The following is a 26201-nucleotide window of genomic DNA, read 5'->3' as shown; positions in this document are numbered from 1 at the left end:
GTTATGTTCACCTTCATGATGCTCGTGACGATTGGGCGGGGATTGCGTTCGCTCGGTGGCTCCCGTATAATCCTCCCTCGTTCCTCAGGGTTGGAAAACAAGGCGCCACCAGTGTTTCGCTGTGTTGATAGCTGCCTCGGACCCCTTGCCTGACGCCGGAGATTCACCTTGTTGAAGCTCCGGCGATGTTGTCCCATCCCCTCCCCCCACACCCCACGCGTGAGGAGAACCGCAAGATTATGTTGAGCAAGAACGCGGTTACAGTTCTTGAGAAGCGCTATTTGCTGAAAGACCAGCAAGGCAAGTTGTCTGAGACCCCGGAAGGCCTGTTCCGGCGCGTGGCCCGGGCCCTGGCCGAGCCAGACCGCAACTACGGGGCCTCCGACGCCGAGGTCGATGCCACCGCGGAAGCCTTTTTCAAGCTTACTTCCGAGCTTGATTTCCTGCCCAATTCACCGACCCTGGCGAATGCTGGAACCCGCACGGGGCAACTATCTGCTTGCTTCGTCTTGCCGGTCCCGGATGACCTGGCGGGAATCTTCGAGAGCATCAAGCACGCAGCCCTGATCCACCAGACCGGAGGGGGCACCGGCTTCTCCTTCTCGCGTCTGCGGCCGAAAAACGACCTGGTGCAGAGCACCAAGGGTGTCTCGTCGGGCCCGGTTTCTTTCATGGATGTTTTCAATGCTGCGACCGAGAGCATCAAGCAGGGTGGCATGCGGCGCGGCGCCAACATGGGGATCCTGCGGGTCGACCACCCGGACATCATGGACTTCGTGGCTCACAAGGAAGACCTGACCAAGCTGACCAACTTCAACATCTCGGTGGCCGTCACGGATGCCTTCATGCAGGCTGTGGAAGCTGGAACGCCTTACGATCTCTTCAACCCGCGCAGTGGCGAAGTGGTGGCTCAGTTGGATGCCCGCCACGTGTTCAAGCAAGTCGTGCAAAGGGCTTGGAGCACCGGTGAACCGGGCATCGTCTTCATTGATCGGATGAACGAATACTGCCCCGTGCCCTGGATGGGCCGCTACGAAGCGACCAATCCGTGCGGCGAGCAGCCTCTGATTCCTTACGAGTCGTGCAACCTGGGCTCGGTCAATCTCGAACGCTTTGTGGTGGATTCACCGGCGGGCCCGGTGGTCGACTGGGCGCGCTTGCGCACCGTGATTCACGGCGCGACCCACATGCTCGACAACGTCATCGACGCCAACCGTTACCCGATCGCCGAGATCCGGGACGTCACCCACGCCACCCGAAAGATTGGGTTGGGCGTGATGGGCTTCGCCCGGATGTTGTTCAAGCTGGGGATTGGCTATGGATCCGAAGAGAGTTTGCGGGTCGCGGAACAACTCATGAGCTTCATCGACTTCGAGTCGAAGGTCATGAGTCTCCAACTCGCCAAGAAGCGGGGGGCCTTCCCGGCTCGGGCTGGCCACGAAGCCGAGAGCAATGCGATCTTCAAGCGCATGTTCGAAGAACGTCAGGCCCGCAAACAACGCCATCCCGAGGCCGATTACGCTTCACTCTGGTCTGAAGTGGAAACCTTTGGCTTGCGTAACTCGACCACGACGACGGTGGCGCCAACCGGTACGCTGTCCATCATTGCGGACACCTCCGGTGGATGCGAACCGGTGTTTGCGCTGGCCTTCAAACGCTGGCAGGCCGACACGCACATGGTGGACGTGGATGGGGTGTTCCAGGAATATGCCAAGGCTCAGGGCTTCTACAGTCAGGCCTTGATGGAGGCCATCGACGCGAATCACGGTAGTCTGGTCGACCTGGTCGGCTTCGACGTTCCGCCGGACGCCGTTCGCATCTATCGCACCGCCCACGACATCTCCCCGTCCGAGCACGTCTTGATCCAGGCGGCCTTCCAGCATTACAACGACTCCGCGACCTCGAAGACCATTAACTTCGCGGAGGAAGCCACCCAAGAGGACGTGGAGACGGCCTATTTGCTCGCCTATCAGACGGGTTGCAAGGGCATCACGGTGTACCGTAACAACTCTCGGCAGTTCCAGCCCCTTTCGGTCTCTCAGGCGCCCGCTACGCCGGCTGCGACGTCTTCCCCCACCGCGTCGGATGCGGTGGCCGCCGCCAAGCCACGCCCTCGCCCTGAGGATTTGTACGGATACACTCGCACGACTCAGACCGGTGACGGCAAGCTTTACACGACGGTCAACTACGACGAGTATGGCATTCGCGAGGTGGTGACCAACATCGGTCGCAGCGGCGGTACCCTGTTCAGTCTCTCCGAGGCAATCGGGCGTTTGATCAGCCTCGCCTTGCAGCACAATGTCCCGGTGGATGAAATCTCACGCAGCCTGATCGGAATCCGCGGGGCAAATCCCTACGGATTTGGGGCGAACCAGGTCCTGAGCATTCCGGACGCCATCGGCAAGGTGCTGAAGGACAGCCCCCGGAATCTCGGCCAAGTGCTGGCGGCGCAGCCCGCTGTCTTGCCTGTGACCTCAAGCGCTGCGGTGGTGGCCAAGGCCGGCGCCGATCGTTATGGCATCGACGCGGTCCGGATTTATGGCGAAAGCCCGGAGTGTCCGGAGTGTGGCAGCGGGCTGGAATTCGGCGAAGGTTGTGTCACCTGCCGCAGCTGCGGCTACTCCAAGTGCGGCTGAAGCCTGAATTCGCCCCTTTTTGACACAAAAACCCCCTCTGCGTTTCGCGGAGGGGGTTTTCATAAAGGCTGTCTGCGCCTTGATCACACCGATCAAGAGGCGGAAAAATCAGGGTTCATCTGCACATGAAAGGCTTGCATCCCCGCAAGCCCCATGCTAACTTGATCTGCGTTAGGGATGAGGGCTGTATGCCCGGCAGGGTCTCACTGACAGCCTGCTCGCCTGCCGCCCGGTCAGAAGGAGTAAGGAATTGAACAAGGAAGAACTCGTCAACGCCGTTGCCGCCAAGACCAAGCTGTCCAAGAAGGACACCGAGTCCACCATCAATGCCACCATTGATGCCGTGACGGCCGCGTTGGCCAAGGGCGACAAGGTGACGCTGGTTGGTTTCGGCACCTTCCAGGTGCGCGAGCGCGCCGCCCGCGAAGGCCGTAACCCCCGCACGGGTGCTGTCCTGAAGATCTCTGCCAAGAAGGCGCCCGCCTTCACGGCCGGCAAGGGTCTGAAGGAAACCGTTGCTGGTGCCAAGAAGAAGGCTGCAGCGGGCAAGAAGTAAGCCTTCGGCTCGGACGATATTTCAAGGACGGCCTCCCCTCGGGGAGGCCGTCTGCTTTTGTCCGGACCACCCGCCACGCCCGGCGTGGCAGGGGGCTGCCTCAGACGATTCTTCCAGGGTCGTCGCGGAACCTCGACTTCAGCGTGTGATCTCCAGGATCGTCACGCTGGATTTGGGGAATACCACGCCCTCAAGCCGGTCCAGTGTTTCGGTTTTGAGCGAGGCGTTCGCCGCGTTCCAGCCATTCGGGTCGCTCAGCGTCCAGCGTGTGATGCGGCTGGGCGTCCAGCCCAGTGCGACGTCCGCAGTCACATCGGCGTCATTGAGGCGATGCACCACCATCACGTAGCTGGTCTGGTCTCGGCTCGAGGCTGATACCGCCAATTTCGGGAGGTCCAGACTGGTCGCCGCCCCAGCCACCTTGACGCTCGGCCCGCCTTGCACCTGGCTTTGCACGATCTGGTCGCCCCAATGTTCCGCCAGCATCTTCTGGAATTTGAAGATGGCGGTGGTGTTGTTGGGGTCGTTGTTGAAGAAGAACGCGGCGTCCGCCAGTTCCTTGTGCTCGAAGCAGAATTCCACACTCGTCAACAGGTTCAGATTGAAGGCCAGACTCAGCGAGTCGGCGGCGTAGAGCGCACCGAATAGCCCGCGGGAACGGGCCACGTCGTTGTACAGGTGGGTGAAGAACTCTGTGTTGGCGATGCGAATGTCTCGCCCTGCTCCGTATTGACGAATGGCCGGCTGGATTTCATTGGTGATTTTCTGCCGGTTCCATTCGTTCTGGGCCATCAGGGTGAGCAGGTCGCCACTCTTGTAGAGCGGCCAAGAGGGATACCCGTGGTAGATCAGGAAGTCCACCTGGTCTCCCATGATCTGCAGAATGTTCTTGACCGTCGTGACGCCCCCGCTCCAACCGTTGCCCAGCCAGTTCGAGTTGATCGAGGCCACCGCGCCAATCTGAATCGGCACATCCGAGTTTGCCCGCATCTGTTGGGCGAACAGCTTGGCGCGCTGGGCATAGACCGATTCATTGGGGGCATAGGTGTCATGTCCCCGCACCATGGTCCAGGGGATTTCGTTGCCGAGTTCGAACAGGCGCACGTTCTGCTGCGCATAGGGATAGCGGGCACGATTGGCGTCGCCCGCACGGTTCAGAAAACTGACATAACGTCCCGCCTCCTCCGGGGTGCCCGTGCCGTAGTTCACCACGTGCATTTGCTCGGCTCCCAAGGTATTGGCATCCTTGAGGCTGTAGCGAAGGTCGTCGTAGGGGTAGCCCCCGGTCTTGTTCCACACCCCCTCAAAGTGGAAGCCCGTCATGTAGCTATAGTCGTTCCGCCCGTCGGTCGGTCCGTGTCCGATTCGATAGAGATAGCGACGCTGGCCCCAGGTGGGGCTCAATTCCCGCATCTTGGCCAACTTCGCGGCCCCATTTGGAAAGTCGCTTTCGACGTGGTTGCGGTTGGTCCCTAGCAGGAATGAGTTCGCGGCATGCAAGACCCGGGTTGTGTCCACGAGGATGCGGGTCTGGGCCGGGTTTGGGCTGCCCGAGGCCATCGGGGTCGGGGTGGCCGAGGGCATGGGGGTGGCACTGGGAGCCGGGCTGGTGGTTGCGCTGGGGGTCGGTGACGCTGTCGGAGGCGCGCTTGGCGAGGGCATGGCGGTTGGGGTGGCCGTCGGTGACGGCTGGGGAGAGACCATGGGGGTCCCCATGGCGACCCACTCGAACAGCATCACGTTCTGTCTGTTGTTCGAGAAACGGAGTCGAATCCAGGATGCATTCGTGGCACTGGGAAACCGTTTGCTTTCCACATTCCACGAGCTGTTGCGGACGCCTGTCAGAACGGTCCGCCACCGGAGACCATCGTTTGAGACATCCACCGCGTAACTGCCAACCGGGTTGACCTTGATGTTCAGTTGGGTCAACGTGGCGGTCGCGGACAGTCTTCCCGTGAAGGTGGGGTTGGAGACCAGCCCACTGCTCCAGCAGGTGGCGAGATTTCCGTCGCGGGCAAGGTCCACATTGGCCCCGTTGCTACTGGCGCTGAGTTTGGCCCAGGCCAAGGTCTGAATATTGAGCAACTGCCGCGAACCCTGGCCAAGGCTGCGCTGGCTGCCCTCTGCCTGCGCTTGGTCGGGGTGGGGGCCGATCGGGGGCGAGATTTGACACGCGGCCAGCCCGGAGAGGGCGCTGGCGAGAGGGAGCCAGGAATGAATGATGCGTCGTGTACGCATGGGGGGAAGCCTCCTATCAAGGGGCGATGCGGCCCGGACGGCGCGCACGGCCCGGGGACTTCCTACCCCGCGTTATGTAAAAAAGTATTATGTTTAATATAACTTAATATATTCCTGGGGCTCCTCGGGTGAATGTGGTAGATTGGTAGACCCTGAAAGGTTCCATCCACCATGCCTCTTCCGACCGTCGCCATCGTGGGACGTCCCAATGTGGGCAAGTCCACCTTCACCAACCGTCTGGTCGGTCGTCGCGAGGCGATTGTGCATGATGAGCCTGGGGTCACGCGGGATCGTCAATACTTGAAGTCCGACTGGAATGGGCGGGATTTCATCGTCATCGACACCGGGGGAATTGTGCCCGGGGAACGCGAGGACGAGATCCTGCGCTCGATCCGCAAGCAGGCAGAGGCCGCCGTGGAAGAGGCGGATGTGATCATGTTGATGGTGGACGCCAAACAGGGCCTGACGCCGGCGGACGAGGAAATCGCTCAGTATCTTCGCTCGGCCAACAAGCCGATCTTCGTCGTGGCCAACAAGGTCGATAACGTGGGCCTGGAGGCCGACGCAGCCGAGTTTTATGAACTGGGCCTGGGGACGCCGTTTGGCGTCAGTTCCGTCCACGGCTTGGGCGTTGGCGACTTGCTGGATGAGGTGCTCAAGGTGTTTCCGCCGGTGGACCCGGACGAGGCCTCAGATGAACTGAAAGTGGCCATCGTCGGTCGTCCGAATGTGGGCAAGAGCTCCATCACGAACCGGCTGCTCGGCGAAGAACGGATGATTGTCAGCGACGTGGCCGGCACCACGCGAGATGCCATCGATAGCTTGCTGACCCTCGACGATAAGCGTTACTTGCTCGTCGACACGGCCGGAATTCGCAAACGCGCCAAGGTTGACTATGGCGTGGAGCAGTTTTCGGTCGTTCGCTCGCTCAAGGCCATCGAACGTGCAGACGTGGTGGTGATGGTGGTGGATGCCACCTCGGGCGTGACGGAGCAAGACCAGCGGATCGCCGGCATGGCGGATGATGCCGGCAAGCCCAGCGTTCTCGTCGTCAACAAGTGGGACCTGGTCCCCAAGGACACGTACACGATGGACCAGTTCAAGAAGGAGATCCGCGACAAACTGCACCATGTGGACTACGCGCCCATGATCTTCACGTCAGCTCTCACGGGCCAGCGCGTGTCGAAGGTCCTGGAAGCCGCTGATGCCGCCTTCGAAGAAGCCCAACGTCGCATCACCACCGGGTTGTTGAATCAGGTCATCACCGAGGCGATCGCCCTCAATTCTCCCCCCACCAACAAGGGGCGGGCGATGAAGGTGTACTACGCGACCCAAGTCCGGGTGGGGCCACCCACCTTCGTGCTCTTCGTCAACGATCCCGGACTGGTGTCCCAATCCTATGCGCGCTATCTGCAAAATAAGCTGCGGGAGGCATTTGGCTTCTCCGGCACGCCGATTCGGGTGGTCTTTCGGGAGCGGCGCGAAAAAGACAGACACAAGCGGTGAACCGTCCGCCAGCTTGAGCGACGGCTTGCCATCGGCGAGGAGAACCGCCCGTGCAACATCCCCCCTTGCGCCACCGGCCCAAGCATCGACTCGGGCAGAACTTTCTCGGTGATGCACGGATTCGAGAGCAGATCATCGAAGCCGCAGACCTTCAACCCGGTGACCAGGTGCTGGAAATCGGTCCTGGAAGAGGGTTTCTGACCGCTGGGTTGCTGGCGGCGGGGCCGGACCGAGTCGTTGCGGTGGAACTGGACCGAAGCCTGGCGCCCTTCTTGGAGCCAATTGCTGCTGACGCCTCCCACTTTTCAGTGGTATGGGGCGACTTTCTGAAGACCCCCTGGGACACCTACTCCTTTTCCGCGGCTTCCCCGGTGAAGGTGGTGGCCAACATCCCCTACTACATCACCACCCCGATTCTGCTTCGTTTGCTTCAGGCCGACCGCCTGGCCAAAGAACCGATTGCGGAGGTCCCCCCGCTCGCCGAACGCATCATCCTGATGGTGCAGTGGGAGGTGGCTCAGCGCTTGACTGCCTCGCCGGGCGGCAAGGACTACGGCTCGCTCAGCTTGATCGCCCAGTACGCCGCGGAGGTGTCCATCGTGACCCGGGTTCCGGCCGGCGCGTTTCGTCCGCGGCCTGCTGTGGACTCCGCCGTGGTGATGCTGCGGCCGCGCCAAACGGCCAGTGTCTCCGTCTCGTCGCCGGCTCTGATGTCTCGCCTGATTCGCTCGGCGTTCCAGCAGCGACGCAAGACCCTGCAGAACGGCCTGCTGGCTGGTGGTGTGCTGCGAGAACCATTGCAACACGCGGCTGCCCTGGCGGGCATCGATCTGGCGCGCCGGGCTGAAACATTGTCGCTGCAAGAGTTCGCCGCGCTGGCCAACGCGTTGCAAGCGGAGACATGATCGAGCTCCTGCGCGAGACGGTGCCTGCCGGCTGGGACGGTGGAACCGTGGGGCGCTGGTTGACCCGGCACCACCGATTCTCCACCTCGCTGGTGCGTCGCCTGAAGGCCCATCAGGGCATCCGGGTGAACGGCACGCTGACCCGTACGGTGGACCCACTGCGGCCCGGGGATGAGATCGTGTTGTGCTTGCCGGTTTCGCCCGCCCCCCACGTGCAACCTGAGCCACTCGCCATCCAGGTGGTCTATGAAGATCGCGACCTGATTGTTCTGGAGAAACCTGCTGGTCAGGTGGTTCATCCCACCCACGGCGTCTACGCGGGAACGTTGGCGAATGCACTGGCCTGGTATTTCCGAGCGCAGCCCGTCGGGATTCACCCGGTTCATCGCCTCGACCGCGACACCTCTGGGCTGATCGTCTTCGCCAAACACGCCTGGGCCCATCAGGCTCTCGATTCACAGTTGCGGGAGCGGTCCCTCCAGCGTACTTATGAGGCGCTCGTCTGGGGCCGGTTGGCTCAGTCTTCCGGGACGATCGATGCGGCGATCGGCTTGGCCGGGGACCATCCGGTTGCCCGCAGCGTGCGCGAGGATGGTCAGCCTGCCGTGACGCACTGGGAAGTCGTCTCGCGACACGAGCATTCCGACTGGCCTGAGGGGGTCACGCGTGTGCGGCTGAGGCTGGCGACCGGACGCACCCACCAGATTCGGGTGCATATGGCCTTTCTCGGCCATCCCCTGCTGGGCGATCGCCTCTACGGGGCGGCACACCCCCCCGTCTTCGCTCGTCAGGCATTGCATGCGGTGCAACTGGGCTTCAGCCATCCCCGGACGGCCGCCGCCCTGAATTTCGTCTCCCCCTGGCCTGCGGACCTCCGTCTCACGCCTTGATCGTCCGCTGGTCGCCGGCTCCTCGCGCCGGTCAATCAGGTGGATTCTCGGTGGGCAGCGTGACGGTTGCGGGCTCTGCTGGGGCGGGGCCCTCCAGGTAGGTCTGAAACGCGAAGTCGACGTTGGCGGGCATCCAAACACCTTCTGCTCCCGCGGAGAGAAAGCCATTGCCCTCAGGTTGGCTATGCTCCGGGCCGCCCACCACCCGCAGACGCATGCCTGGCTCTGGGGCCAGTACGACAGCATAGGGGCGGCCAGCCTCCAATGAAACCGGAGGATCCCAGTTGGCCAAGACCCAGCCTCCAGCGTTACCGGGGGGAAGGGTCAAGGCGGCGTGGCCAGCCAGGGGGACTCGTGACGGGTAACCTTCCGACGTGGTGGCGTGCAGCGTGAGCTGACCTCGAACCAGACGAGCCTCCTGTGGGCGAAGATGGAAGGCTGTCCCGACCAAACGGTTCGACGCCGTCAAGGTGAACGTTTGCGCCAGGCGGTCCGGGCTTGTCACGGCGAAGTCGAGGGTGCTCGCCATGATGGCGCCCGGACCTCGCACGGCCCGTTGGGCCAGCGCATCGGGGGAGGGTGCCACGTCATCGGGGCCCGGTAAACGCGTGCCGGGGAACGTCGTGGTGACCTCTTCTTTGAGGGTCTGGTCCACGATGCGGCTGCCTGGGGGAAGCTTCGACACCGGAACCGGCAGCGCTTCGGCGGGCCCCTGAGTCATGGCTGGGACGCGCTGAGCGCGCGTTCCCGGCGTGCAACCGGAAAGGTTGAGGAGGCAGAGGCTCAGGGCGATTCCAGCTGAGCGCGCGAGGTCGATCATGGGGTCCCCTGTGACTTATCAAGGCTCGCCCGGAACAGGTCCGCCGTCAAGATACCTCGGGGCGGTGGTCAGAAGGAAGGTCGGCCACGGCCTCCAGGCGATGAAGCACACCGGCCCGTTGGGCCAGTTCAATCACGAGGGCGGTGATCGGTTGCCCCGCGCGAACGATCGGGTGGCCCCGGAAGTCACTTAGCGTGACGCGGGCGGCCTGCCCGATCATATAGTCCCCATTCTCGCGCTTCGTGATCCCGCTATCCTCCTCGTGAGGGTCCTTCAACTCCCAGCTGGTTGGGAGGAACCAACCGGTGCCTTGCCAGGAAAGACCCTCTCGAAGCGGGAGATGGCAGGTGTCGCCAGCGGAGGTTTCAAGCTGCAGGGCGGTCAAGGTGCCGTCGAGCGGATCGGCCAAGGCATTGCGAATCGTGCCCACCAGGCGGTGATGGGGGCCGTAAAGTGGACGCTCAAACAGAGGTTCCGGCGGCGTTTGTCGGTCCGCCAGGGCGATTCGCCAGATGACGATCTCGTGCACGGGTTTCCCTGTCTCATCTCGCAAAAGTGCTCTCACCCAGCCGATGTGGGCTCCATTTCTCCCATCTCGAACCAGGATCTCCGGGCGGTCCCCGTGCGTCGCTTCCACTCCAGTCCTCCCCGTGGCCCCTGCGCTTCGCTTCTGACGATAGGCATGGGAGCGAAGCTGGCCAATGGCGGTGTTGGACAAGAGCCGCCGTTTCAATTGCATGGCTGGAACAGCCCTTGAGAGGGAGGCATGCTCGGGGCGGCCTCGCGCTACGCTGTTGTCTGTGAGGCCCAGATGGCGCATCCGAGGCGGACCATGGGAGCATGGTAAAATGCCTGAGGAGGCAAGAATGCAGGTCATTCGTGGGACGGCGGAGGTTCGCCAGCTGGTTCGGGCGTTGCAGCGGCAGGATCGAACGCTCGGCATGGTGCCCACCATGGGGTTTCTGCACGCCGGGCACGCCAACCTGATCGAGGCGGCCGTGGCGGAATCCGATGAGGCCGTGGTGACCATCTTCGTCAACCCGACCCAGTTCGGCCCGCAAGAAGATCTGTCGCGCTATCCTCGAGATCTCGAACGCGACCTGAACTTGTGTCAGGCGAGGGGCGTTCGGTGGGTCTTCGTGCCCGATACCGACGAGCTCTACCCCCGTGGCACGACCGGTGGGTGGACCCAGGTTTGCGTTCCCGAGACACTGACCCGTGGACTCTGTGGCGCGTGGCGCCCGGGACATTTCATCGGGGTGGCAACGGTGGTGGCCAAGCTATTCGCCCTGTGGCAGCCTCAGCGTGCCTACTTTGGCTTGAAAGATTTCCAGCAGACGGCCGTACTCCGCGCGATGGTGCAGGACTTGCTTCTCCCCGTGGAATTGCGCCTGCTTCCTACCGTCCGCGAGGCCGATGGCCTGGCCCTCAGCAGCCGAAACGTGTATCTGTCGGTTGAGGAAAGGCAACAGTCGCTGGTGCTGGTGCAGGCCCTTCAGGCAGGTTGGTTGGCGAGCCGGGGCCCCGATGCGACGCCCGAAGGAATCCTGGCAGCCGCGCGGCGGGTCTTGGAGCAGGAGCCCGGATGGTCCACCCAGTACCTGGAACTGGTGGACGCCGACTCGCTGGAACCGATCGAAACGATGAATCGTCCTGGCGTGCTCGCGCTGGCGGGCTTTATCGGGCGGACTCGCCTGATCGATAATGTGTTCTTGGGGGGGCCAGCGCCGCTGGACCGCCCCGCGGAACAGGCCGCGGGGAGCCTCGCGTGACCACTTTGCTAGAGAGGGAGGCGGACGTGGAACGAGCCGCGGGACGCGCGGGACGCTTGACGATCGCCATCGATGGCCCCGCGGGCGCCGGGAAGAGCACCGTGGCTCAGCGGGTGGCCACGCGCTTGGGCTATGTCTACATTGATACGGGGGCGATGTATCGAGGCGTGACCTGGAAGGCCTTGCATCTGGGCTTGGGATTTGAAGAGAGCGCCCTGATTGCCGCGATGGCGGCCGAGACCACCATTGCTCTCCTCCCGCCGTCGGACATGACCGGCAAACAGCACGTGCTGGTCGATGGCCACGATGTGACAGCGGAAATTCGCCTACCGGAAGTGAGTGCGCACGTCAGCGGAGTGGCGGCCGTACCCGCTGTTCGGGCGGTCTTGACGGCACAACAGCAGGCCATGGGCATGGCGGGCGGCGTCGTGATGGACGGGCGAGACATCGGAACGGCCGTTTTTCCCCACGCCGAGGTCAAGATCTTTTTGACGGCTTCCACCCGGGAACGCACCCGGCGTCGCTGGAATGAACTTCTGGCGCAGGGAATCGAGGTCGACCTGCACGCGCTTGAGCAGGACATCGCGGCGCGCGACCTGGCGGACAGCCAACGGGCGGTTGCCCCGCTGCGGCCGGCAGATGATGCGGTGATTGTCCATTCGGACGACCGCTCCATTGAAAATGTGGTGGACGCCATTTTGGGCATCGTGGACGAGCGCCGACGCGCTCACGTGCCTGCAACGCCCTGACGCCTCCCCTGCGGGGAACGCCCACGGTTTCTCAGCCCCACTCCTCTGGCAAGTCGATTTTTCCGGGCGTGGGAGGCTCTTGCAGGTAGATCCGCGCCGCGAGCCAGGCGGCCCGAGCCCAACTCGTGGGGTCTGCACCTGGGCAGCGGTCGGCGTTCCAAACGGGTGAGAAGTCCAACAAGAAGCGGTCCATGGCCCGTCGCGCCTGGGTGTAAGCGCCGCCCCCCAAGGTCCGCCAGATCGCCCAGAGGTCATCACGTGGAGAGCGTGGGACCCGATCCGGATCATCCAAGGCGGCCGCGCCGTCGGCGCTGCCGCCCGGGAATCGCCCGGCCAGGGCGAGGGCATCGGCCCATCCCACCGGCGCACTGGGCGAATCGAGCAGCTGTTGCCCCTGTTCCTCCAGCGCGGCCTCCCAATCCGTTGTTCCGGGTGCCAGGAGTCCTTGCTCCACCAGCGCCAGCGCACCTGCCAGGCCGGCCAGTCGCGCCAGGCGCGACTCCGGTGTGAGTTCACTCGTGAACTGCCGCGTGTGCTCGACCAGGTCATCCACCGCGTCGCTGAGGTGCTCACGGTGCGGCAGCCAAAGCGGGGCTGGAATCAGGCCGGTGCGCTCACCCTCTGCCAGGGTGTCCAACAGCCACGCGACTTCCTCCGCCGCCTCGCTGCCGCTCTCCTGGGTCTCCCGCCAGGCGGCCAAACACTGCTCGAGCGCCTGCTCGTCTCCCCACGCCGCCAGCGCGGCCGCCGCGAACATCGGTCCCGCCGAGGGTTGGCCGGCGGGGGCCAGCGAACCCCACGGGGCATTCCCGACCGCGCGCAGCGGGACCAGTAGATGCAGCAGATGGGAACGCTGAACCCCTTGAAACGGAATGCCCTGTGCCCAGGTGAGCCAATGGTCGAAAGTTCGGTCGAGCGCCCGTTCGGTGTCAGCCTGGGTCAACGGCTTGACCTCTGGATCGTCCCCTTGGTGGCACGTCAGCACGAAGACGCGCGTGTCCCCTCGTTGAAGGGAGAACGTTCCGTGGGCAGTCCCGTCGTTGTCCAGACGCACCTCTCCGCTGGTTTGCAAGACGAGCGTCGTATCATCACCCGTAAACAGCAGCCCGTGCGGGTCTTCGCTCAGTTGCGGACGCCGTCCTCCAGGGCGGGGGGCCAGGCGAAAGGACAGCTCCAATGCTCCGTCGAGCCCCTCGACCAAACGAATGAAGCGCGCCCAAGGCGCCGACGGCTCTCTTGCGTCGCCTCTTCTGCCGTTAACGAGCGGCACGAAGTCCGTCACGCTCGCGCTGCCCGTGCCCAGCCGCCAAGTGGTGTGGAGGACGGCCGTCTGGCCGACCATCTCGCACTGGGCTTCGGCTGGTTCAGTCGGGGACAATGCGAAGCGAACGTCGCACCCCATGGGGCTTCCCCCAGGGCTGATGCCTCCCAGCCAGTCCAGGCTGCCGCTTCGGTCGAGGGTGGCGCAGGTGTCCCCATTCCCTGTCATCGCAGCGGCGAAAGGCGGCTTCACGGTGTGGGTCTGCTCCGGGTGTGACACGGGAAGCTCCTGTCCAGTCCGAGGGGACGCCTCATTGTACCGTTGGAAGGACTGTCTCGCAGGCCCCCAACCGGGGAGGCGGGGCGTGTTAGAATACCCCACCAGGAGGTCCCATGCGTTCCCATCGATTCGTGATTGCTCTGCTGACGGCGTCTGTGCTGGCTGGATGTGCTGTCCTGTTCCAGGAAGGTCACGGTCACGCGCCGGCCGGGCGCGAACTGGCTCGTGCCCAGGCCGCGATTGCTGGTGATGGCATTGTGGGCTCAGCCACCCTGATCGAGGTCCAAAATGACGATGGTCGGGCGGTGCGCGTGGTGATCGATGTTCAGGGTAGCCCCGCCAAGCTGGCCCCAGGACGCCACGGCGTACACATCCACGCGGTCGGGGACTGCACACCCCCATTCAAGTCGGCGGGTGGTCACTTCGATCCTGGTCCTGCCGGCAATTCTGATCCCGACGTCAACCATCCTTATCACCTCGGCGACTTGCCCAACCTGGTGGTGGATGAGCGGGGACACGGTCGACTGGACGCTTGGACCACCCGGGTGACCCTGTCGGACGGACCGCTGTCAGTCTTTGATGCGGACGGCAGCGCCATTATCTTGCACAAGAACCCTGACCAGGGCATTTCCGGAGAACCCAAGTCGGGCATCAGTGGGGGGCCCCGCATCGCGTGCGGCGTGATTCAGCGCTGAATCCCCCCGCGGCGAGACGAGCGAACCTCGCCCTGCCCGCTCCCGCTTCCACCTCCCCCGCTACGGTGGCGTTGCCGGTGCTGCGTGCTGCTCCGGATGCGACCCGCTGGCGGCGCATTCTGCGGCGCACCTTGCAGGTGGTCTGGGTGGCCGTTCGCTTCGCCTGGGCCCGTCGCCAGGCCAGGCAATTGGCCGAGGACCCTGCGGCCTCCCAGAACGCCGAGCGCCGGCTGGCGGCTTGGCTGCGGGAGCAGTGTGTTGCGCTGGGCCCGACCTTCATCAAGGTCGGTCAAGCCCTTTCCACGCGGGTTGACCTGCTGCCTTTGAGCTTCATCGAGGAACTGGCCCACCTGCAGGACCGCGTTCCGCCCTTTTCGACGCCACTGGCTCGTCGGTTCATCGAAGAGGAACTTGGGCAACCGGTAGGGCAGTTGTTCGTCGACTTTCCCTCCGAGCCCATTGCAGCGGCAAGCCTGGGACAGGTGTATCAGACTCGCCTGCGGACTGGCGAGGAGGTCGCGGTCAAGGTCCAGCGGCCGGACCTGCTCGAGCGATTCGCGGTCGACCTGGCCGCCCTGCGTCTGCTGGCAGGATGGGTGGCGCGGTACACGGACGCTCTGGGGAGTTTGCCCCTGGTCGAGATTCTCGATGAGTTTGACCGGAATTTGCACGCCGAGATTGACTATCGTCGGGAGGCCGATAACGCTGACCGTTTTCGGGCCAATTTCGCACGCTTTCCTGGGGTGGCGGTGCCGAAGATGTATCGAGCCTATTCCTCACGTCGTGTGTTGACCATGGAATTCATGCACGGGGTCCGGGTCACGGATTTGCCGGCCCTCCATCGCCTGGCGATTGACCCTCCACGTCTGGTCAAGCACGCCGTTCACGTCAACTTGAAGCAACTGCTGGAGGATGGCTTCTACCACGCCGATCTCCACCCGGGGAACATCATGGTCGATCAGGCGGGCAGCCTGATCTTCATCGACTTCGGCCTGGTTGGCGAATTGCCGAGACCGATGCAACTGCGACTGGTCGACACCTTCTTGCATCTGGTGGATCAGGATGTGGATGCCCTGGTGGGCGACATGGCAGCGCTAGGTTTTATCGAACCAGGCAAGGACCCGGCTCCGTTGAAGCCGACCATTCGCTGGATTCTCGACGCCACCTATCAACCGCTGGGGCATCGCCCCACCTTTCGCGAGATGACAGAGCCGCTGGCAGACATTTTTTATCGCTATCGCCTGCGTGTTCCCGTCTCGTTCTCGATGATCATCCGCACCTTGATCTCCCTGGAGGGCATAGGCCTGCAACTTGATCCGCATTTTCATGCGCTGGATGTTTCCATCCCCTTCGCGGCCAAATTGCTGCTCACGGAGGGCGGAAAAGCCCTGCGGGACCGTTTTTTGCGGGAACTGGTGCGTGATGGGCGCCTGGACTGGGACCGACTGGAGGAACTCTTACGGCTGGCGAGGCGGGACCCAGATTTCCGAATCGGAGAGGTCCTGCAAGTCGGCGTCGACTGGTTCCTCTCCCCTGACGGCGCTGGCCTGCGCGAGACGCTATTCGAGGCTGTTGTGGGGGACCCCGATATTGACTGGGAGCGGATTGCCGCGCTGGGAGAGAACCTGCTGGCCGACCCCAGCATCGATCGAGAATGGCTCGTTCGACGCCTCACCTGTTGGTTGCTCAGTCCTGACTCCCAGCCGATGCGCCAGCGTCTGACGGCCGCACTCGCCTCTGATTTGCTGGCAGGGCGCTGGGCCCGCTGGCACGGTGCCACCCGTTGTTTGCGCTGGATGCGCTCAGTGGTCCCCTGAATCAGCGTTGCAGCAGTTCAGAGCTCCCGGAACCGGCGCGCAGGGGCGCTGATGCGGGTGCCGTCAGTCGAACTTGCCGTCAGGCCTGCAGATTGCTTTGCAGCCAGGCCATGGCGAGGACCCGACGCGGGCTGTCCGAACTCCATCTTCCGTCGTGATGATGCCAGAAGCCCAGTTGCCACCAGCTGTCTCTCAGGGGCACTTGCCAGGCTTTTGCCAGGCGCAAAGCAGCCTGGCCGCGTTCCCGGTACAACGGGTCGCTGCTCGGGAAGAGCAGGCGATCTTGAAGTCGCAGGCCTCCGCTCTGCGCGTATCCGAAGGTCGGGGCCTTGAATAGCAGGTGCCAGGGGCGAGGGGCGTGTTCTACCTGGATGTGCAGGCAAGGGGTGCCCTGTTGATGCCCACCGACCACCCACAGCCGTCGCGCAGGCTGTGTGCGTTCCGCCGTCACCTCGAGCACCAGTCCCACATCCCCGCCGGTTCGCTGAGATGGACCACATGTCAAAGGGTCGACATCGCCCTGGTAGCTGATACGCAAGGGGGAAACGGGGGCAAGTTCGGTTTCATGCACCTGACGCAGGGCTTGCAACAGCGAAAACGCCGCTGCCTCAGCGGTCTGATGACCGAGCACGGTCTTGAACATGGCGGTGTTGCCTCGCTTTGATCGCGTTCCCCTGCCCGCCTCAACACTAACGCGACGCCCTCGAGCCCGAAACGGCACGTGTCACACCGGAAGGCCTCAGCGCGGTTCAGGCGGAGCGGGCCTCAGGGCCTTCGGCGGTTCTCGCGCTGCTGTTGCAGGATTTTGGCAACCTGCAGCAGATCATCATAGCTGGCTTGATGAGCGGCGGTGTCGAGTTTGGCCTGTAAGGAGTCGATCAAGACGTTGACCTCGTGGGGCGGGACCTCCCATTCGCGACCGCGGTCGAAGTAGCGCAGGCGCGGCGGTTCCCGATGCACGACGAAGGTTCCCAAACCGAGCGTCATGATGAGTTCCGCATCACCCTGAAACCGCCCGACTCGTGTGATGGTTGCGGGATTTTCCGCGTCGGGCCAGGCCGGCAGCGCAGCCCCTCCCATTGGTCGGCGCGGGAGCGGCTTGGCCGCCCCAGGTTTGCCTTTGCTGGATTCACTGGGACGTTTGATTCTCCCTGAGCGGGCCTGCAGTTCAAACGAGGCGGCGTTCAAGAGGTCCACGTACTGGACCCGAAATTCGTCGAAGTGGCGTTTTTCCATCAAACAGGTGAACAGATGCCGCAATTCGGCTGTGGGAATTTCCGCCACGTGGCCTTGCAGGAAATAGCAGATCGTTGGCAATTCCCGGTCGACCAGGTAGGACCCCAGGCCCAGGGTTCGAACCAGTTCGCGTCCATCCGGCACGCGACCCACGTGGGTGATGGTCGCGGGATTGAGCGCATCGGGGTCAGTTGGTTTGGGCGTCAGCGAGGCGGCCGGGATGGGCCGCGGAGCGACAGGCGGGCGCCGCCCAGGGGAGGGCAGGCGGGAGGGCTCACCCCCGAAAAGTCCTTTGACGTAGTTAAAAACGCTTCGTCGTCCGGCCATGCCGCTTCGCCTTGTCACCTCGCCCCTTATACCCGCACGCGCCTTGGAGGGTGATGACACAAATTTAATTTGCCAGCTTGCGGTATCTCGCTTACAGTTTCTACAAGCCTAACCGGGATGCTTGACCTGTGCACATTTGCCGTCAGCTATCCGCCGGTTAGGTTTTTTTAATTGGTGACCGCCTGTTCGGGTTGCACGTGGCCCTCTCGTATAACGTCTGAAAGAACTGACGCTGGGGGAGGGACGGACGTGCAAACGAGGAGCACTCGCGCCAATCGTTCTTCGTCCAGAGGTCGGCAGCGGAGTTCTCCCCTGCGACGCCGTCTTGCCATCAGTGTGCTGGTCGGTGCGGGCGTGTTGCTCGCCGGGTCGCAGTGTTATCGTCTGGCCTGTCCGCAGGCTGTGAACCTGCTTGAGCCTCTCTGGGCGGTGCTGGGCTTGCTGCTCCTCGTTGCCGTGGTGAGCGTGTATGCACCTGGATTGCTGCAGCGCGCGTTGCTGGGCAGTCTGGCTGGCGGACTGGGGGGGGTGAGCGCCTTGGGCTGTCAGGAATGGATCTTACCCAGCCTGAGTTCTGATCCGATGTTCGCAGGGCCTCCGGGAGCCCCGAGCGTGTGGGTCGCCTGGGGCCTGGGAGGACTCACGCTGGGTTTTTCGTATGGATTGTGGGGGGGGCGCCATCGCCTGCTCTGGGCTGCGGCTTTCTGCGCCGTGGCCGGCAGCCTCGCGTTTGCGGGAGCAGTCCTGCTTGGCGATGACACCTCTGTTCAACTCACGGTCTGGTTGCTACTCGCCTTGCTGGGTGGGGTGATGGGAGGAGTGACCAAGCGCCTCCAACCCCCCAGGGGAGCCAAACTGCTTCCCTTGGCTGAGTATCGAACACGTTTTCCGCGGCCCGGCAGAGGGCCGCGTGCCCCATTCAGATGACCAGGGGAGGCTCCGCGTGGCCGAGCTGGAGGTTGGTGAAACGGGCTGCCACGAACAGATAGTCAGAGAGTCGATTGATATAGATGCCGATCAATGGCTCAATGGCCTCTTGCCGGGCCACCGTGACAATGTGCCGCTCAGCCCGTCGCGCCACCGTCCGCGCCACGTGGATGGTGGCGCCTACCGGATGCCCACCGGGCAAAATGAAGGTGGTCATGGGCGGCAAGATCCCGTCCATGGCGTCGATGGCCTGTTCCAAGCGATTCACGTCGGCCTCTTCGATTTTCCAGGCCGGTGGTTCATCGCCCAGGGTGGCCAGTTGGGCTCCGAGGCAGAAAAGATCTCGCTGAACTCGCCGCAACACACTGTAAACGTGTGCTTCCAGGTCATCCTGGGGCGGCGCGAGTGAGAGGGCCTGCCCCAGAATGGCGTTCAATTCGTCCAAGGTTCCGTATGCAGACAGGCGGGCGGCGTCTTTGGACACGCGTCCTCCGCGGTAGAGGGAGGTCTCTCCGCGGTCTCCGGTTTTGGTGTAGATGCGCACGTTGGCTTCCCTTCAGAAATTCGTATGCATGGCGGACGGTGGGATCCCACGTGCGTGAAGTTTTGCCTTGGCCGCTTCGACCATGGGTTTCATGCCGCAGAGCATGACGTCGGTCTGCTCAGCCACCAGGGGGATGGTATCGAGGATGTCCTGCACGTGCCTCAGCCCGGGGGAAGCTGGAGTGGCACTGTAAACGAGCGTGGTGTCAATGCCTGCCTCCCGCCATTCCGCCAGTTCACCTTCATAGGGGCAGTGAGCCATCGACTTGAGGCCCCAAACAAGGCTCACCGGGCCGAAATCGCCCCTTGTCAGGCGAATCGATTGGATCACGGCGCGCAGCGGGGCAATGCCGGAACCGGCTGCCAGCAGGAGCAGGTGGCGACCCCGAGACGCATGGAGTGGAAAACCACGTCCCTGGGCGGCGCTGACAGCGAGACGTTCACCGGGTGACATCGACGCGACCTGGTCGGCCGCCCCGCCCCCCCCCGTTTTCAGCAACAATTCGAACACCGGGGCACCCGGCGCGGAGGCCAGGGCCACAAACAAGCGCTGGTCTCCAGGCGTGAGAACCACGAACTGCCCTGGGACTTGAAATGAGTCGTTCAGGGCCGGGTCGCTGGCGTCCAGTTGCAGGGAGACGAGATCGACGGCGCTGCAAGCGCGTTGCAGCACCGTGACTTCGAAGGGTTTATCGGGTGTCATCAGGTCACTCCCCTGGCCAGTCTGGCCCGTTCAGGGGCATCAAGCGCACCCAGCTGGACGCGCTGCCGCCGTGGCCGCGTCGATGTTCCCTTCGCCGGCCCAGCGGAAATTGGGCTTTCGGGCAGCCGTCGCTTCATCAACCCGACCAACGGGCGCCGTGTGAGGCGCTTGGGTGACCAGCGCGGGATCGCGCTCGACTTCCTCCGCGATCGCCCGCATCGCCTCCACGAAGGCATCCAGGGTGGCCTTGCTTTCCGTCTCGGTCGGCTCGATCATCAGCGCCTCCGGGACGACCAGCGGGAAGTAGATGGTCGGAGGGTGATAGCCATAATCGATCAAGCGCTTGGCCAACGCCAGCGTGTTGGCGCCCGCCTTTTTCTGACGGTCGCCAGAGAGGACGAATTCGTGCATGCAGACCTGTTCGAAGGGCAGTCGGTAGGTTTCTTTCAATTTGACGCGCAGGTAGTTGGCGTTCAGAACGGCATCCTCACTCGCCTGTCGCAAGCCATCTCCGCCCATCATCAGGATGTAGCTCAGGGCCCGCACGTGCATACCGAAATTGCCGTAGAACGCTTTCACCCGGCCGATCGACTTTGGTTGGTCGAAGTCGAGGTCGTAGCGCTGATCACGCTTGATGACCCGCGGGGTCGGCAAATAGGGGACCAGAGACTGGGAAACACCCACCGGGCCAGAGCCCGGCCCGCCTCCCCCGTGGGGGGTGGTCATGGTCTTGTGCAGATTGAGATGCACGATGTCGAAGCCCATATCGCCCGGCCGCACGAGGCCCATGATGGCGTTGAAGTTGGCGCCGTCGTAGTACATCAGCCCGCCGGCGGCGTGAATCATGCCCGTGATGGCTTCGATGTTTTCTTCAAAAAGCCCCACCGTGTTGGGATTCGTCAGCATCATGCCAGCGGTCTGAGGTCCGACCACCTGCCGCAAAGCTTCGAGGTCCACCTGGCCGCGTGCATCCGATGGAACGGTGACGACCTTGTAGCCTGCCAGGGCCGCCGTGGCCGGATTGGTGCCGTGAGCCGAGTCGGGTACGATGATCTCCGTTCGCTGGTGGTCGCCACGGTCCTGATGGTAGGCCTTGATCACAAGAATTCCAGTGAGCTCCCCGTGGGCCCCGGCGGCGGGTTGCAGCGTGACGCGGGCCATGCCTGTCAGCGCAATCAAGGCTTGTTCCAGTTCCCACATCACGGCCAGCGCCCCCTGCACGGTATGCACGGGTTGGTAGGGATGCAACTGGGCGAACCCGGGAAGTCTCGCCATCAGCTCATTCACCTTCGGGTTGTACTTCATGGTGCAGGAGCCGAGCGGATAAAATCCGGCATCGATGGCGTAGTTCTTGCGCGACAGCCGGGTGAAGTGTCTCACCACCTCCGGTTCGCTCAGGGCTGGCAGCGCGAGTGGCTTGCTACGTCGCATCGTGGCGGGTAGGCTCGTTTCCCAGGCCGGCGCATCGACGCCGGCGGGGGGCACGCGCATGCCCAGGCGACCGGCGTGGGCTTTTTCAAACAGTGTGGGTTCGGTCGGCACGGGTTTGACCTCCTGGACCCCGCGATGACCTACCTGCTCCGCGGGCTCGAGGGTATCGTATCAGGGCGCTGCAAAAGCTGTCCAATACAGGCAATGGGCCTTGCGATGCGCTTGCCTCTCGCCATCGATTCCGTGCTATGATCGACGAGCGACTTGCGCCACGTGCTGAGACGACGCGGTCTCTGCCCCCCTTTTTCGGAGCGTGACGATGCCTATTTACGAATACCGTTGTGAGCCCTGCCACCACTCCTTCGAGGTGTTCCTTGCCACCTCTGGGGAGCAAGCCGTTTGCCCCAAGTGTCACGGGGTCCGTTTGCAACGTCTGCTCAGCACCTTTTCGGCCAGTGTGCCGGGGGGATACAAAGCCTCCCAGGCCGTCTCACCATCGTCGACCGGTTCCGTGCCGCCGGCGCCCTCTGGTGGCTGTGGCGGTGGGTGCAGCTGCCATTGAACCCTCCCCACGCTTCGGGGCGCTCACCTCGGCAAACGACTCGTCGAGGGGGGGCGCTGCCATCAGCGGTTCTGCTCCAGCCAGGCAATCAGCTTGCTGAAATGAGCGGGGGGCTCGGCCTCAAACTGAACGTCTTCTCCGGTTCCTGGGTGCGTGAAGTGCAAACGGCGCGCGTGCAGGGCTTGGCCTGCCAACTTGACGGGCAGCTGGCGTTCCCCACCATACACCGAATCGCCGACGAGGGGGTGGCCGAGATGGGCCATGTGGACCCTGATCTGATGGGTGCGACCAGTTTCCAGGGTGCAAGCAACCCAATCGTAGCCTCGAAAGGAGCGCAATACCTCCCATTGCGTGGCTGAAGCTCGCCCACCCGCGACCACGGCCATCTTCTGTCGGTGCTGGGGATGCCTGGCGATGGGCGCATCCACACGACCGCGGGGGGAGGGAAGGTGCCCGCCGACGACTGCCCAGTAAAGACGAAAGGCCTGTTTGGCGGCTAGCTGCGCCGTCAATGACAGGTGGGCGCGCTCTGATTTGGCCACCACCATCAATCCAGACGTGTCTTTGTCCAGACGATGCACGATGCCCGGCCGGGCGACCCCCCCGATGCCGGAAAGTTGGCCTTGACAGTGATGTAGCAGGCCGTTCACGAGGGTTCCGCTGGGGTGACCTGGGGCCGGGTGAACCACCAGCCCGGCAGGCTTGTCGACCACCAGCACGTCAGCGTCCTCAAAGACGATCTCAAGCGCCATGGGCTCCGGGAGGATCGTCAGCAGGTCCTCGGTGACCGGTGGGGCAATGCTGACTTGTGCGCCCGCCTTGAGGCGCATACCAGCCCTCCCCAAGTGTGAGTTCACGCGAATATGGCCGGCCTCGATCCACGCCTGAATGCGGGCTCTGGAGACGTGTTCCACGACCAGCTGGCTAAATTGGTCCAGTCTGAGGCCCGACTGCTCGGATGAAACGACGAAAACCTCCCCCTCGTCGGCGTGAACGCAATTGGAGGTGGGAGGTTTGATCGGTTCCATAGAGAAGGGAAGGAAAGCAGGAGGCCAGCCTCCCAGCCTTCAAGAGCCCGCTTTGGCGGCCACCTTTTTGGCCGGCGCTTTGCCCTCGGTTTTCTTGGCTGCGGCTTTCGCCGTTACCGTACCGACGGCGGCCTTGGCAGTGGCCTTTTCGGCTGAAGCCTTGGTCGCGGTCTTCTTGCTCGGTGCCTTGGCCTCCGCCGTTGCGGGCTCCGCCTTGACCGTGCGTGCCGTCTTGGCCGTCGCCGCCTTGCTGGCCGTCTTCGCTTCCGCAGCCGGAGCTGCCTCACTCACCTTGGAGGCTGCCGGTTTCTTGGCGGCAACCTTCTTGGCGGTGGCTTTGACGGCTGTCGCTCCCGCCGCATCCGTGCTGGTTGCCTCGGCCTTGCCGGCCGCTCCGCTTGGGGCCTTCTTGACCGCTTTGGTGGTCTTTTCAGGCGCCTTTTCCGCGACGGACGGCTTGGCGGAGGTCACCGTGCTCGCCTTGGCGTCTGTCTTGGTCTTGCTGGCGGCTTTGGTTTTGCTGGTCGGCGCCGGCGTGGTCTGTCCAGCATCCTCACCCGACATGCCCAACAGGGCATCCAGGCTGGGGCGTTCGGAGCCCTTCTTCTTCAGGACAAACACACCTGGGACAGCCGTCTCAGCGAGTTCTTCCGGCACGGGCAGAGGCTTGGGTGCCGGACGGGGCTTCTCGGCGGCCACGCTCCGTTGAGCAGGCACCACAGGGGCGACCGCCTTCGGTGCCGCAGGTGCAGACGCCGGGGGGGCTGCCGGCGCTTTGGCCGCCGGGGCGGGGGCTGCTGCCGATGGTTCGTGCCGCTCCACGCGACGAGCCGTGATCGGGGCCTCAGCCCCTTCTGGACGACGTTCCACCCGCCGTACCCGCGGAGCAGGTGCGGAAACGTGCAACGAGCCACTGGCCTCAGCCGCGACGGTCGGTTGCGCCGGACGGGCTTCGCCGCCTGCGGGGCGCTCCCGACCACCGAACCGTTCCCGTCCTCCGACGCGATCGCGATTGCCGAATCGGTCGCGATCGCCGAAGCGTTCCCGCCCGCCGCCGAAGCCGCGGTCGCGGCGACCCTCCCGGCCGTCACGTTGGCGGCCACCTTCGCGCCCGCCCTCACGACCACCGTCGCGCCCACCGTCACGGCCCCGCAAATCGCGGGCCCCAGCATCACCGAACAGATCCACTTCTTCTACGAGGCCGAGCTCATCTTGGTCGAGCCCTCTGGGCGCGCTGGCCTGCGCGGGACGAGGGCCGCGCTCCTGACGGTCACTTCCTGGGCGCCCCTGGCGTTCGCCGCCAGGACGGCCCGGGCGACCGCGGGCGGGTTGCGCGACCAGCACCGGTTCCCCCGAGAACAGCTCTTCTTCCATGATCATCGCATCGCCAGGTTCGGACAGAATGGGCCCGACCGAAACCTGCTCCGCACCGCCACGGCCGCGGCCACGACGGCGGCGACGACGACGGCGACGGGGGCCGTCTTCTCCCTCACGTTCTCCCACGCCCGCCTCGCTTCCCTCGCCGAGGTCAAGCAGCAGGTCTTCCTCTTCGCCGGCTTCCATCTCTTCAAAGATCTCGGCGGCTTCCTCACCCATTCGGTCCACGCGCTGCGCGTGTGCCACCGGGGTCTCTGAGAGCAGGTGGCTGGCTTTCTTGCGGCCCGTTCCCCCGCACAGATCACAGGGAAGGGTCAGCTGCTCCAGCAGGTTCTGCCCCTGACGGCGGCGGCTCACTTCGATCAGACCGTGCTCGGAGAAATTGGTCACCTGAGGCCGGCTCTTGTCTTGTTTGAGCGCTTCCACAAAGGCCTGGTAGACCTTTTGCCGGTCTTTGCTCTCATCCATCGAGATGAAGTCGATCACGATGATGCCACCGATGTCACGCAAGCGCAGCTGGCGCGCAATTTCGCCCGCGGCTTCGATGTTGGTCCTCAGGACCGTCTCCGCGAGCGACTTGCTCTGCGTGAGGCGGCCGCTGTTCACGTCGATGACGGTCAGCGCTTCGGTATGCTCCAGGACGAGGTAGCCCCCGCTCGGGAGCCAGACCTTTGGCGAGATCGCAGCGTCCAACTCTTCACTGATCTTGTAGCGTTCCATGATCGATGGGGCTCCCTCGTGCAACTCGACTTGGTCCACGACCTCAGGCATCCAACCTTGCAGGATTTCACAGGCCTTGTGGTAGCCGTTATGGGTATCAACGATAATTTTGCTGACATCGCCCGTCAGCGCGTCACGCAGGACGCGGTGTATCAGGTCGCTGTCTCGGTGCAGCAGCGCCGGAGGATCGACAATCTGGACCTGGTGGAGGATGTCGGCCCAGATCTCGATCAGTTCGTCGATGTCCTGACGAAGCTCCTCCTCGGTGCGGCCAATCGCTTCAGTTCTGACGATCAGGCCGTGACCTGGGTCCTTGAGGTTCAAGGTGAGGTTGCGTAGGCGCTCGCGCTCTGCTCCCTCCGTGATGCGCCGCGAAATCGAGACGCGGTTGTCGTGGGGCACCAGCACCAAAAAACGTCCCGGAATCGTGATTCGGCCGGTCAAGCGCGCGCCCTTGCTGCCTGTCGGCGCTTTGGCGATTTGAACCAGAATCCGATCTCTGACCTTGATGGTCGGTTTCTTGGGGGCAGACTGCTTGCGCGGCGCTTGCATCGAAGGCAAGTCCGCCACATGGATGAAGCCGTTCCGTTCTTGCCCGATGTTGACGAAGGCTGCTTCGATGCCGGGAACGACGGCGTCCACTTGGCCCCAGATGATGTCACCCACCAGCTGGTCACCGTGTCGTAGAAAAAACTCGGAGGCGCGTCCGTTTTCAAAGACGACCGCGAGGTCATTGGCCTCGCAAATGACAATTTCTTTGTTGACCTTGGTCTTGGACTTGGATGGAGAGGTTTTCCTCATTCTTCAACGCTTGCTGGAAGGGAGCGCTGTCCAGACCCCCACTGCGGGGGCAAGCCCAATCCACCTTGGTGCATCAGGCCGGGACAATCGCTCGAGCGCCGCGACGACCACCAAGGGACGTCAGGGCTGCGGGGCGCCATAAAGGAAGGGCAGGACGCGTCCGAAGGTTCGGGAGGCAAATTGTTTCGTGGGGCACGTGTCAGGTTGAACCACCCGCTGGGTCGGCAGCCTCACCTCGCAGGCAGGCTTTCTTCGCCGACTCGTCATCCGATGACGGACCATCGTCCAAGGCCAGGGAGCCTGCCGTCGCCGCTGCGATGACTTTCTGTGTCCTTCGACACGGATGCTCCTGATAGCACTCGTGAGAAGTATACCATTTCGGCGCACGGGTGCAAGGCGATTCGGGCCGCGGGGGGGGCGCT

The 26201-nt window shown here is 63.5% G+C and carries 22 protein-coding genes; 11 read left to right on the top strand and 11 right to left on the bottom strand.

The window, feature by feature from the left end; translation table 11 throughout:
* Positions 1 to 185 precede the first annotated feature (185 nt).
* Both VKP62_12775 and VKP62_12770 read left to right on the top strand, forming a co-directional pair.
* Positions 186 to 2636, top strand: coding sequence for a vitamin B12-dependent ribonucleotide reductase (locus tag VKP62_12775; GenBank protein ID MEB3198067.1), 2451 nt, complete (start codon positions 186 to 188; stop codon positions 2634 to 2636).
* 250 nt (positions 2637 to 2886) lie between these two features.
* On the top strand, positions 2887 to 3192 hold the full coding sequence (locus VKP62_12770) for an HU family DNA-binding protein (GenBank protein ID MEB3198066.1): 306 nt from the start codon (positions 2887 to 2889) through the stop codon (positions 3190 to 3192).
* Positions 3193 to 3330: 138 nt separating this feature from the next.
* On the opposite strand, the gene VKP62_12765 is transcribed toward VKP62_12770, so the two are convergent.
* A complete protein-coding gene (locus VKP62_12765) occupies positions 3331 to 5430 on the bottom strand; it encodes a discoidin domain-containing protein (protein MEB3198065.1) in 2100 nt (699 codons plus the stop codon).
* A 171-nt stretch (positions 5431 to 5601) separates the two neighbouring features.
* Between VKP62_12765 and der the strand changes: the two genes are divergently transcribed.
* Genes der through VKP62_12750 form a run of 3 tightly spaced genes read left to right on the top strand, consistent with a single transcriptional unit; the run spans position 5602 to position 8731 of the window.
* Positions 5602 to 6936, top strand: coding sequence for a ribosome biogenesis GTPase Der (der, locus tag VKP62_12760; protein ID MEB3198064.1), 1335 nt, complete (start codon positions 5602 to 5604; stop codon positions 6934 to 6936).
* Between the two features lie 50 nt (positions 6937 to 6986).
* Positions 6987 to 7841, top strand: a complete 855-nt coding sequence (gene rsmA / locus VKP62_12755) for a 16S rRNA (adenine(1518)-N(6)/adenine(1519)-N(6))-dimethyltransferase RsmA (protein ID MEB3198063.1) — start codon at positions 6987 to 6989, stop codon at positions 7839 to 7841.
* On the top strand, positions 7838 to 8731 hold the full coding sequence (locus VKP62_12750; GenBank protein ID MEB3198062.1) for an RluA family pseudouridine synthase: 894 nt from the start codon (positions 7838 to 7840) through the stop codon (positions 8729 to 8731). The genes rsmA and VKP62_12750 overlap by 4 nt, the downstream gene beginning before the upstream one ends.
* 31 nt (positions 8732 to 8762) lie before the next feature.
* Here VKP62_12750 and VKP62_12745 read toward each other — a convergent pair whose 3' ends face one another.
* Both VKP62_12745 and VKP62_12740 read right to left on the bottom strand, forming a co-directional pair.
* Positions 8763 to 9452 (bottom strand): hypothetical protein, encoded by a 690-nt coding sequence (locus tag VKP62_12745; GenBank protein ID MEB3198061.1) that lies wholly within the window; start codon positions 9450 to 9452, stop codon positions 8763 to 8765.
* Positions 9453 to 9597: 145 nt separating this feature from the next.
* Positions 9598 to 10080, bottom strand: coding sequence for a hypothetical protein (locus VKP62_12740; protein ID MEB3198060.1), 483 nt, complete (start codon positions 10078 to 10080; stop codon positions 9598 to 9600).
* Positions 10081 to 10417: 337 nt separating this feature from the next.
* Here VKP62_12740 and panC point away from each other — a divergent pair, with 337 nt between their 5' ends.
* Positions 10418 to 11323: a pantoate--beta-alanine ligase gene (panC, locus tag VKP62_12735; protein MEB3198059.1), complete on the top strand. Its 906-nt coding sequence runs from the start codon at positions 10418 to 10420 to the stop codon at positions 11321 to 11323.
* Positions 11320 to 12072, top strand: coding sequence for a (d)CMP kinase (gene cmk / locus VKP62_12730; protein MEB3198058.1), 753 nt, complete (start codon positions 11320 to 11322; stop codon positions 12070 to 12072). The genes panC and cmk overlap by 4 nt, the downstream gene beginning before the upstream one ends.
* A gap of 31 nt (positions 12073 to 12103) precedes the next feature.
* Here cmk and VKP62_12725 read toward each other — a convergent pair whose 3' ends face one another.
* A complete protein-coding gene (locus VKP62_12725; GenBank protein ID MEB3198057.1) occupies positions 12104 to 13612 on the bottom strand; it encodes a hypothetical protein in 1509 nt (502 codons plus the stop codon).
* Positions 13613 to 13725: 113 nt separating this feature from the next.
* On the opposite strand from VKP62_12725, the gene VKP62_12720 reads away from it, so the two are divergent.
* Positions 13726 to 14307, top strand: coding sequence for a superoxide dismutase family protein (locus VKP62_12720; protein MEB3198056.1), 582 nt, complete (start codon positions 13726 to 13728; stop codon positions 14305 to 14307).
* A gap of 77 nt (positions 14308 to 14384) precedes the next feature.
* Positions 14385 to 16124 carry an AarF/ABC1/UbiB kinase family protein gene (locus VKP62_12715; protein ID MEB3198055.1) on the top strand — a complete coding sequence of 580 codons (1740 nt, stop codon included), beginning with the start codon at positions 14385 to 14387 and terminating at the stop codon, positions 16122 to 16124.
* Between the two features lie 79 nt (positions 16125 to 16203).
* Here the strand turns inward: VKP62_12715 and VKP62_12710 are convergent, their stop codons facing one another.
* Entirely contained in the window at positions 16204 to 16767 is a 564-nt protein-coding gene (locus tag VKP62_12710; GenBank protein MEB3198054.1) for a hypothetical protein, read from the bottom strand.
* 122 nt (positions 16768 to 16889) lie between these two features.
* Positions 16890 to 17687, bottom strand: a complete 798-nt coding sequence (locus VKP62_12705; GenBank protein ID MEB3198053.1) for a hypothetical protein — start codon at positions 17685 to 17687, stop codon at positions 16890 to 16892.
* 249 nt (positions 17688 to 17936) lie between these two features.
* Here VKP62_12705 and VKP62_12700 point away from each other — a divergent pair, with 249 nt between their 5' ends.
* A complete protein-coding gene (locus VKP62_12700; GenBank protein MEB3198052.1) occupies positions 17937 to 18614 on the top strand; it encodes a hypothetical protein in 678 nt (225 codons plus the stop codon).
* Here the strand turns inward: VKP62_12700 and VKP62_12695 are convergent.
* From VKP62_12695 to gcvPB, 3 genes are read right to left on the bottom strand one after another with little or no spacing between them, the layout of a single operon-like run.
* The gene (locus VKP62_12695) at positions 18607 to 19158 is read right to left on the bottom strand and encodes a cob(I)yrinic acid a,c-diamide adenosyltransferase (protein MEB3198051.1); all 552 of its coding nucleotides are present in this window, start codon (positions 19156 to 19158) and stop codon (positions 18607 to 18609) included. The genes VKP62_12700 and VKP62_12695 overlap by 8 nt on opposite strands.
* 12 nt (positions 19159 to 19170) lie before the next feature.
* On the bottom strand, positions 19171 to 19860 hold the full coding sequence (locus VKP62_12690; GenBank protein ID MEB3198050.1) for a hypothetical protein: 690 nt from the start codon (positions 19858 to 19860) through the stop codon (positions 19171 to 19173).
* A gap of 39 nt (positions 19861 to 19899) precedes the next feature.
* Positions 19900 to 21351 carry an aminomethyl-transferring glycine dehydrogenase subunit GcvPB gene (gene gcvPB, locus VKP62_12685; protein ID MEB3198049.1) on the bottom strand — a complete coding sequence of 484 codons (1452 nt, stop codon included), beginning with the start codon at positions 21349 to 21351 and terminating at the stop codon, positions 19900 to 19902.
* Positions 21352 to 21610: 259 nt separating this feature from the next.
* Here gcvPB and VKP62_12680 point away from each other — a divergent pair, with 259 nt between their 5' ends.
* Complete coding sequence (locus VKP62_12680; protein MEB3198048.1) at positions 21611 to 21853, top strand: zinc ribbon domain-containing protein; 243 nt, start codon at positions 21611 to 21613, stop codon at positions 21851 to 21853.
* Between the two features lie 62 nt (positions 21854 to 21915).
* Here the strand turns inward: VKP62_12680 and VKP62_12675 are convergent, their stop codons facing one another.
* Both VKP62_12675 and VKP62_12670 read right to left on the bottom strand, forming a co-directional pair.
* Positions 21916 to 22881, bottom strand: a complete 966-nt coding sequence (locus VKP62_12675) for an RluA family pseudouridine synthase (protein ID MEB3198047.1) — start codon at positions 22879 to 22881, stop codon at positions 21916 to 21918.
* A gap of 39 nt (positions 22882 to 22920) precedes the next feature.
* Positions 22921 to 25779 carry an Rne/Rng family ribonuclease gene (locus VKP62_12670; protein ID MEB3198046.1) on the bottom strand — a complete coding sequence of 953 codons (2859 nt, stop codon included), beginning with the start codon at positions 25777 to 25779 and terminating at the stop codon, positions 22921 to 22923.
* Positions 25780 to 26201: the final 422 nt, after the last annotated feature.

The sequence above is a fragment of the Candidatus Sericytochromatia bacterium genome (genome assembly GCA_035285325.1).
Taxonomy (GTDB): Bacteria; Cyanobacteriota; Sericytochromatia; order S15B-MN24; family JAQBPE01; genus JAYKJB01.
This window is presented reverse-complemented; position numbering and strand designations above follow the sequence as displayed.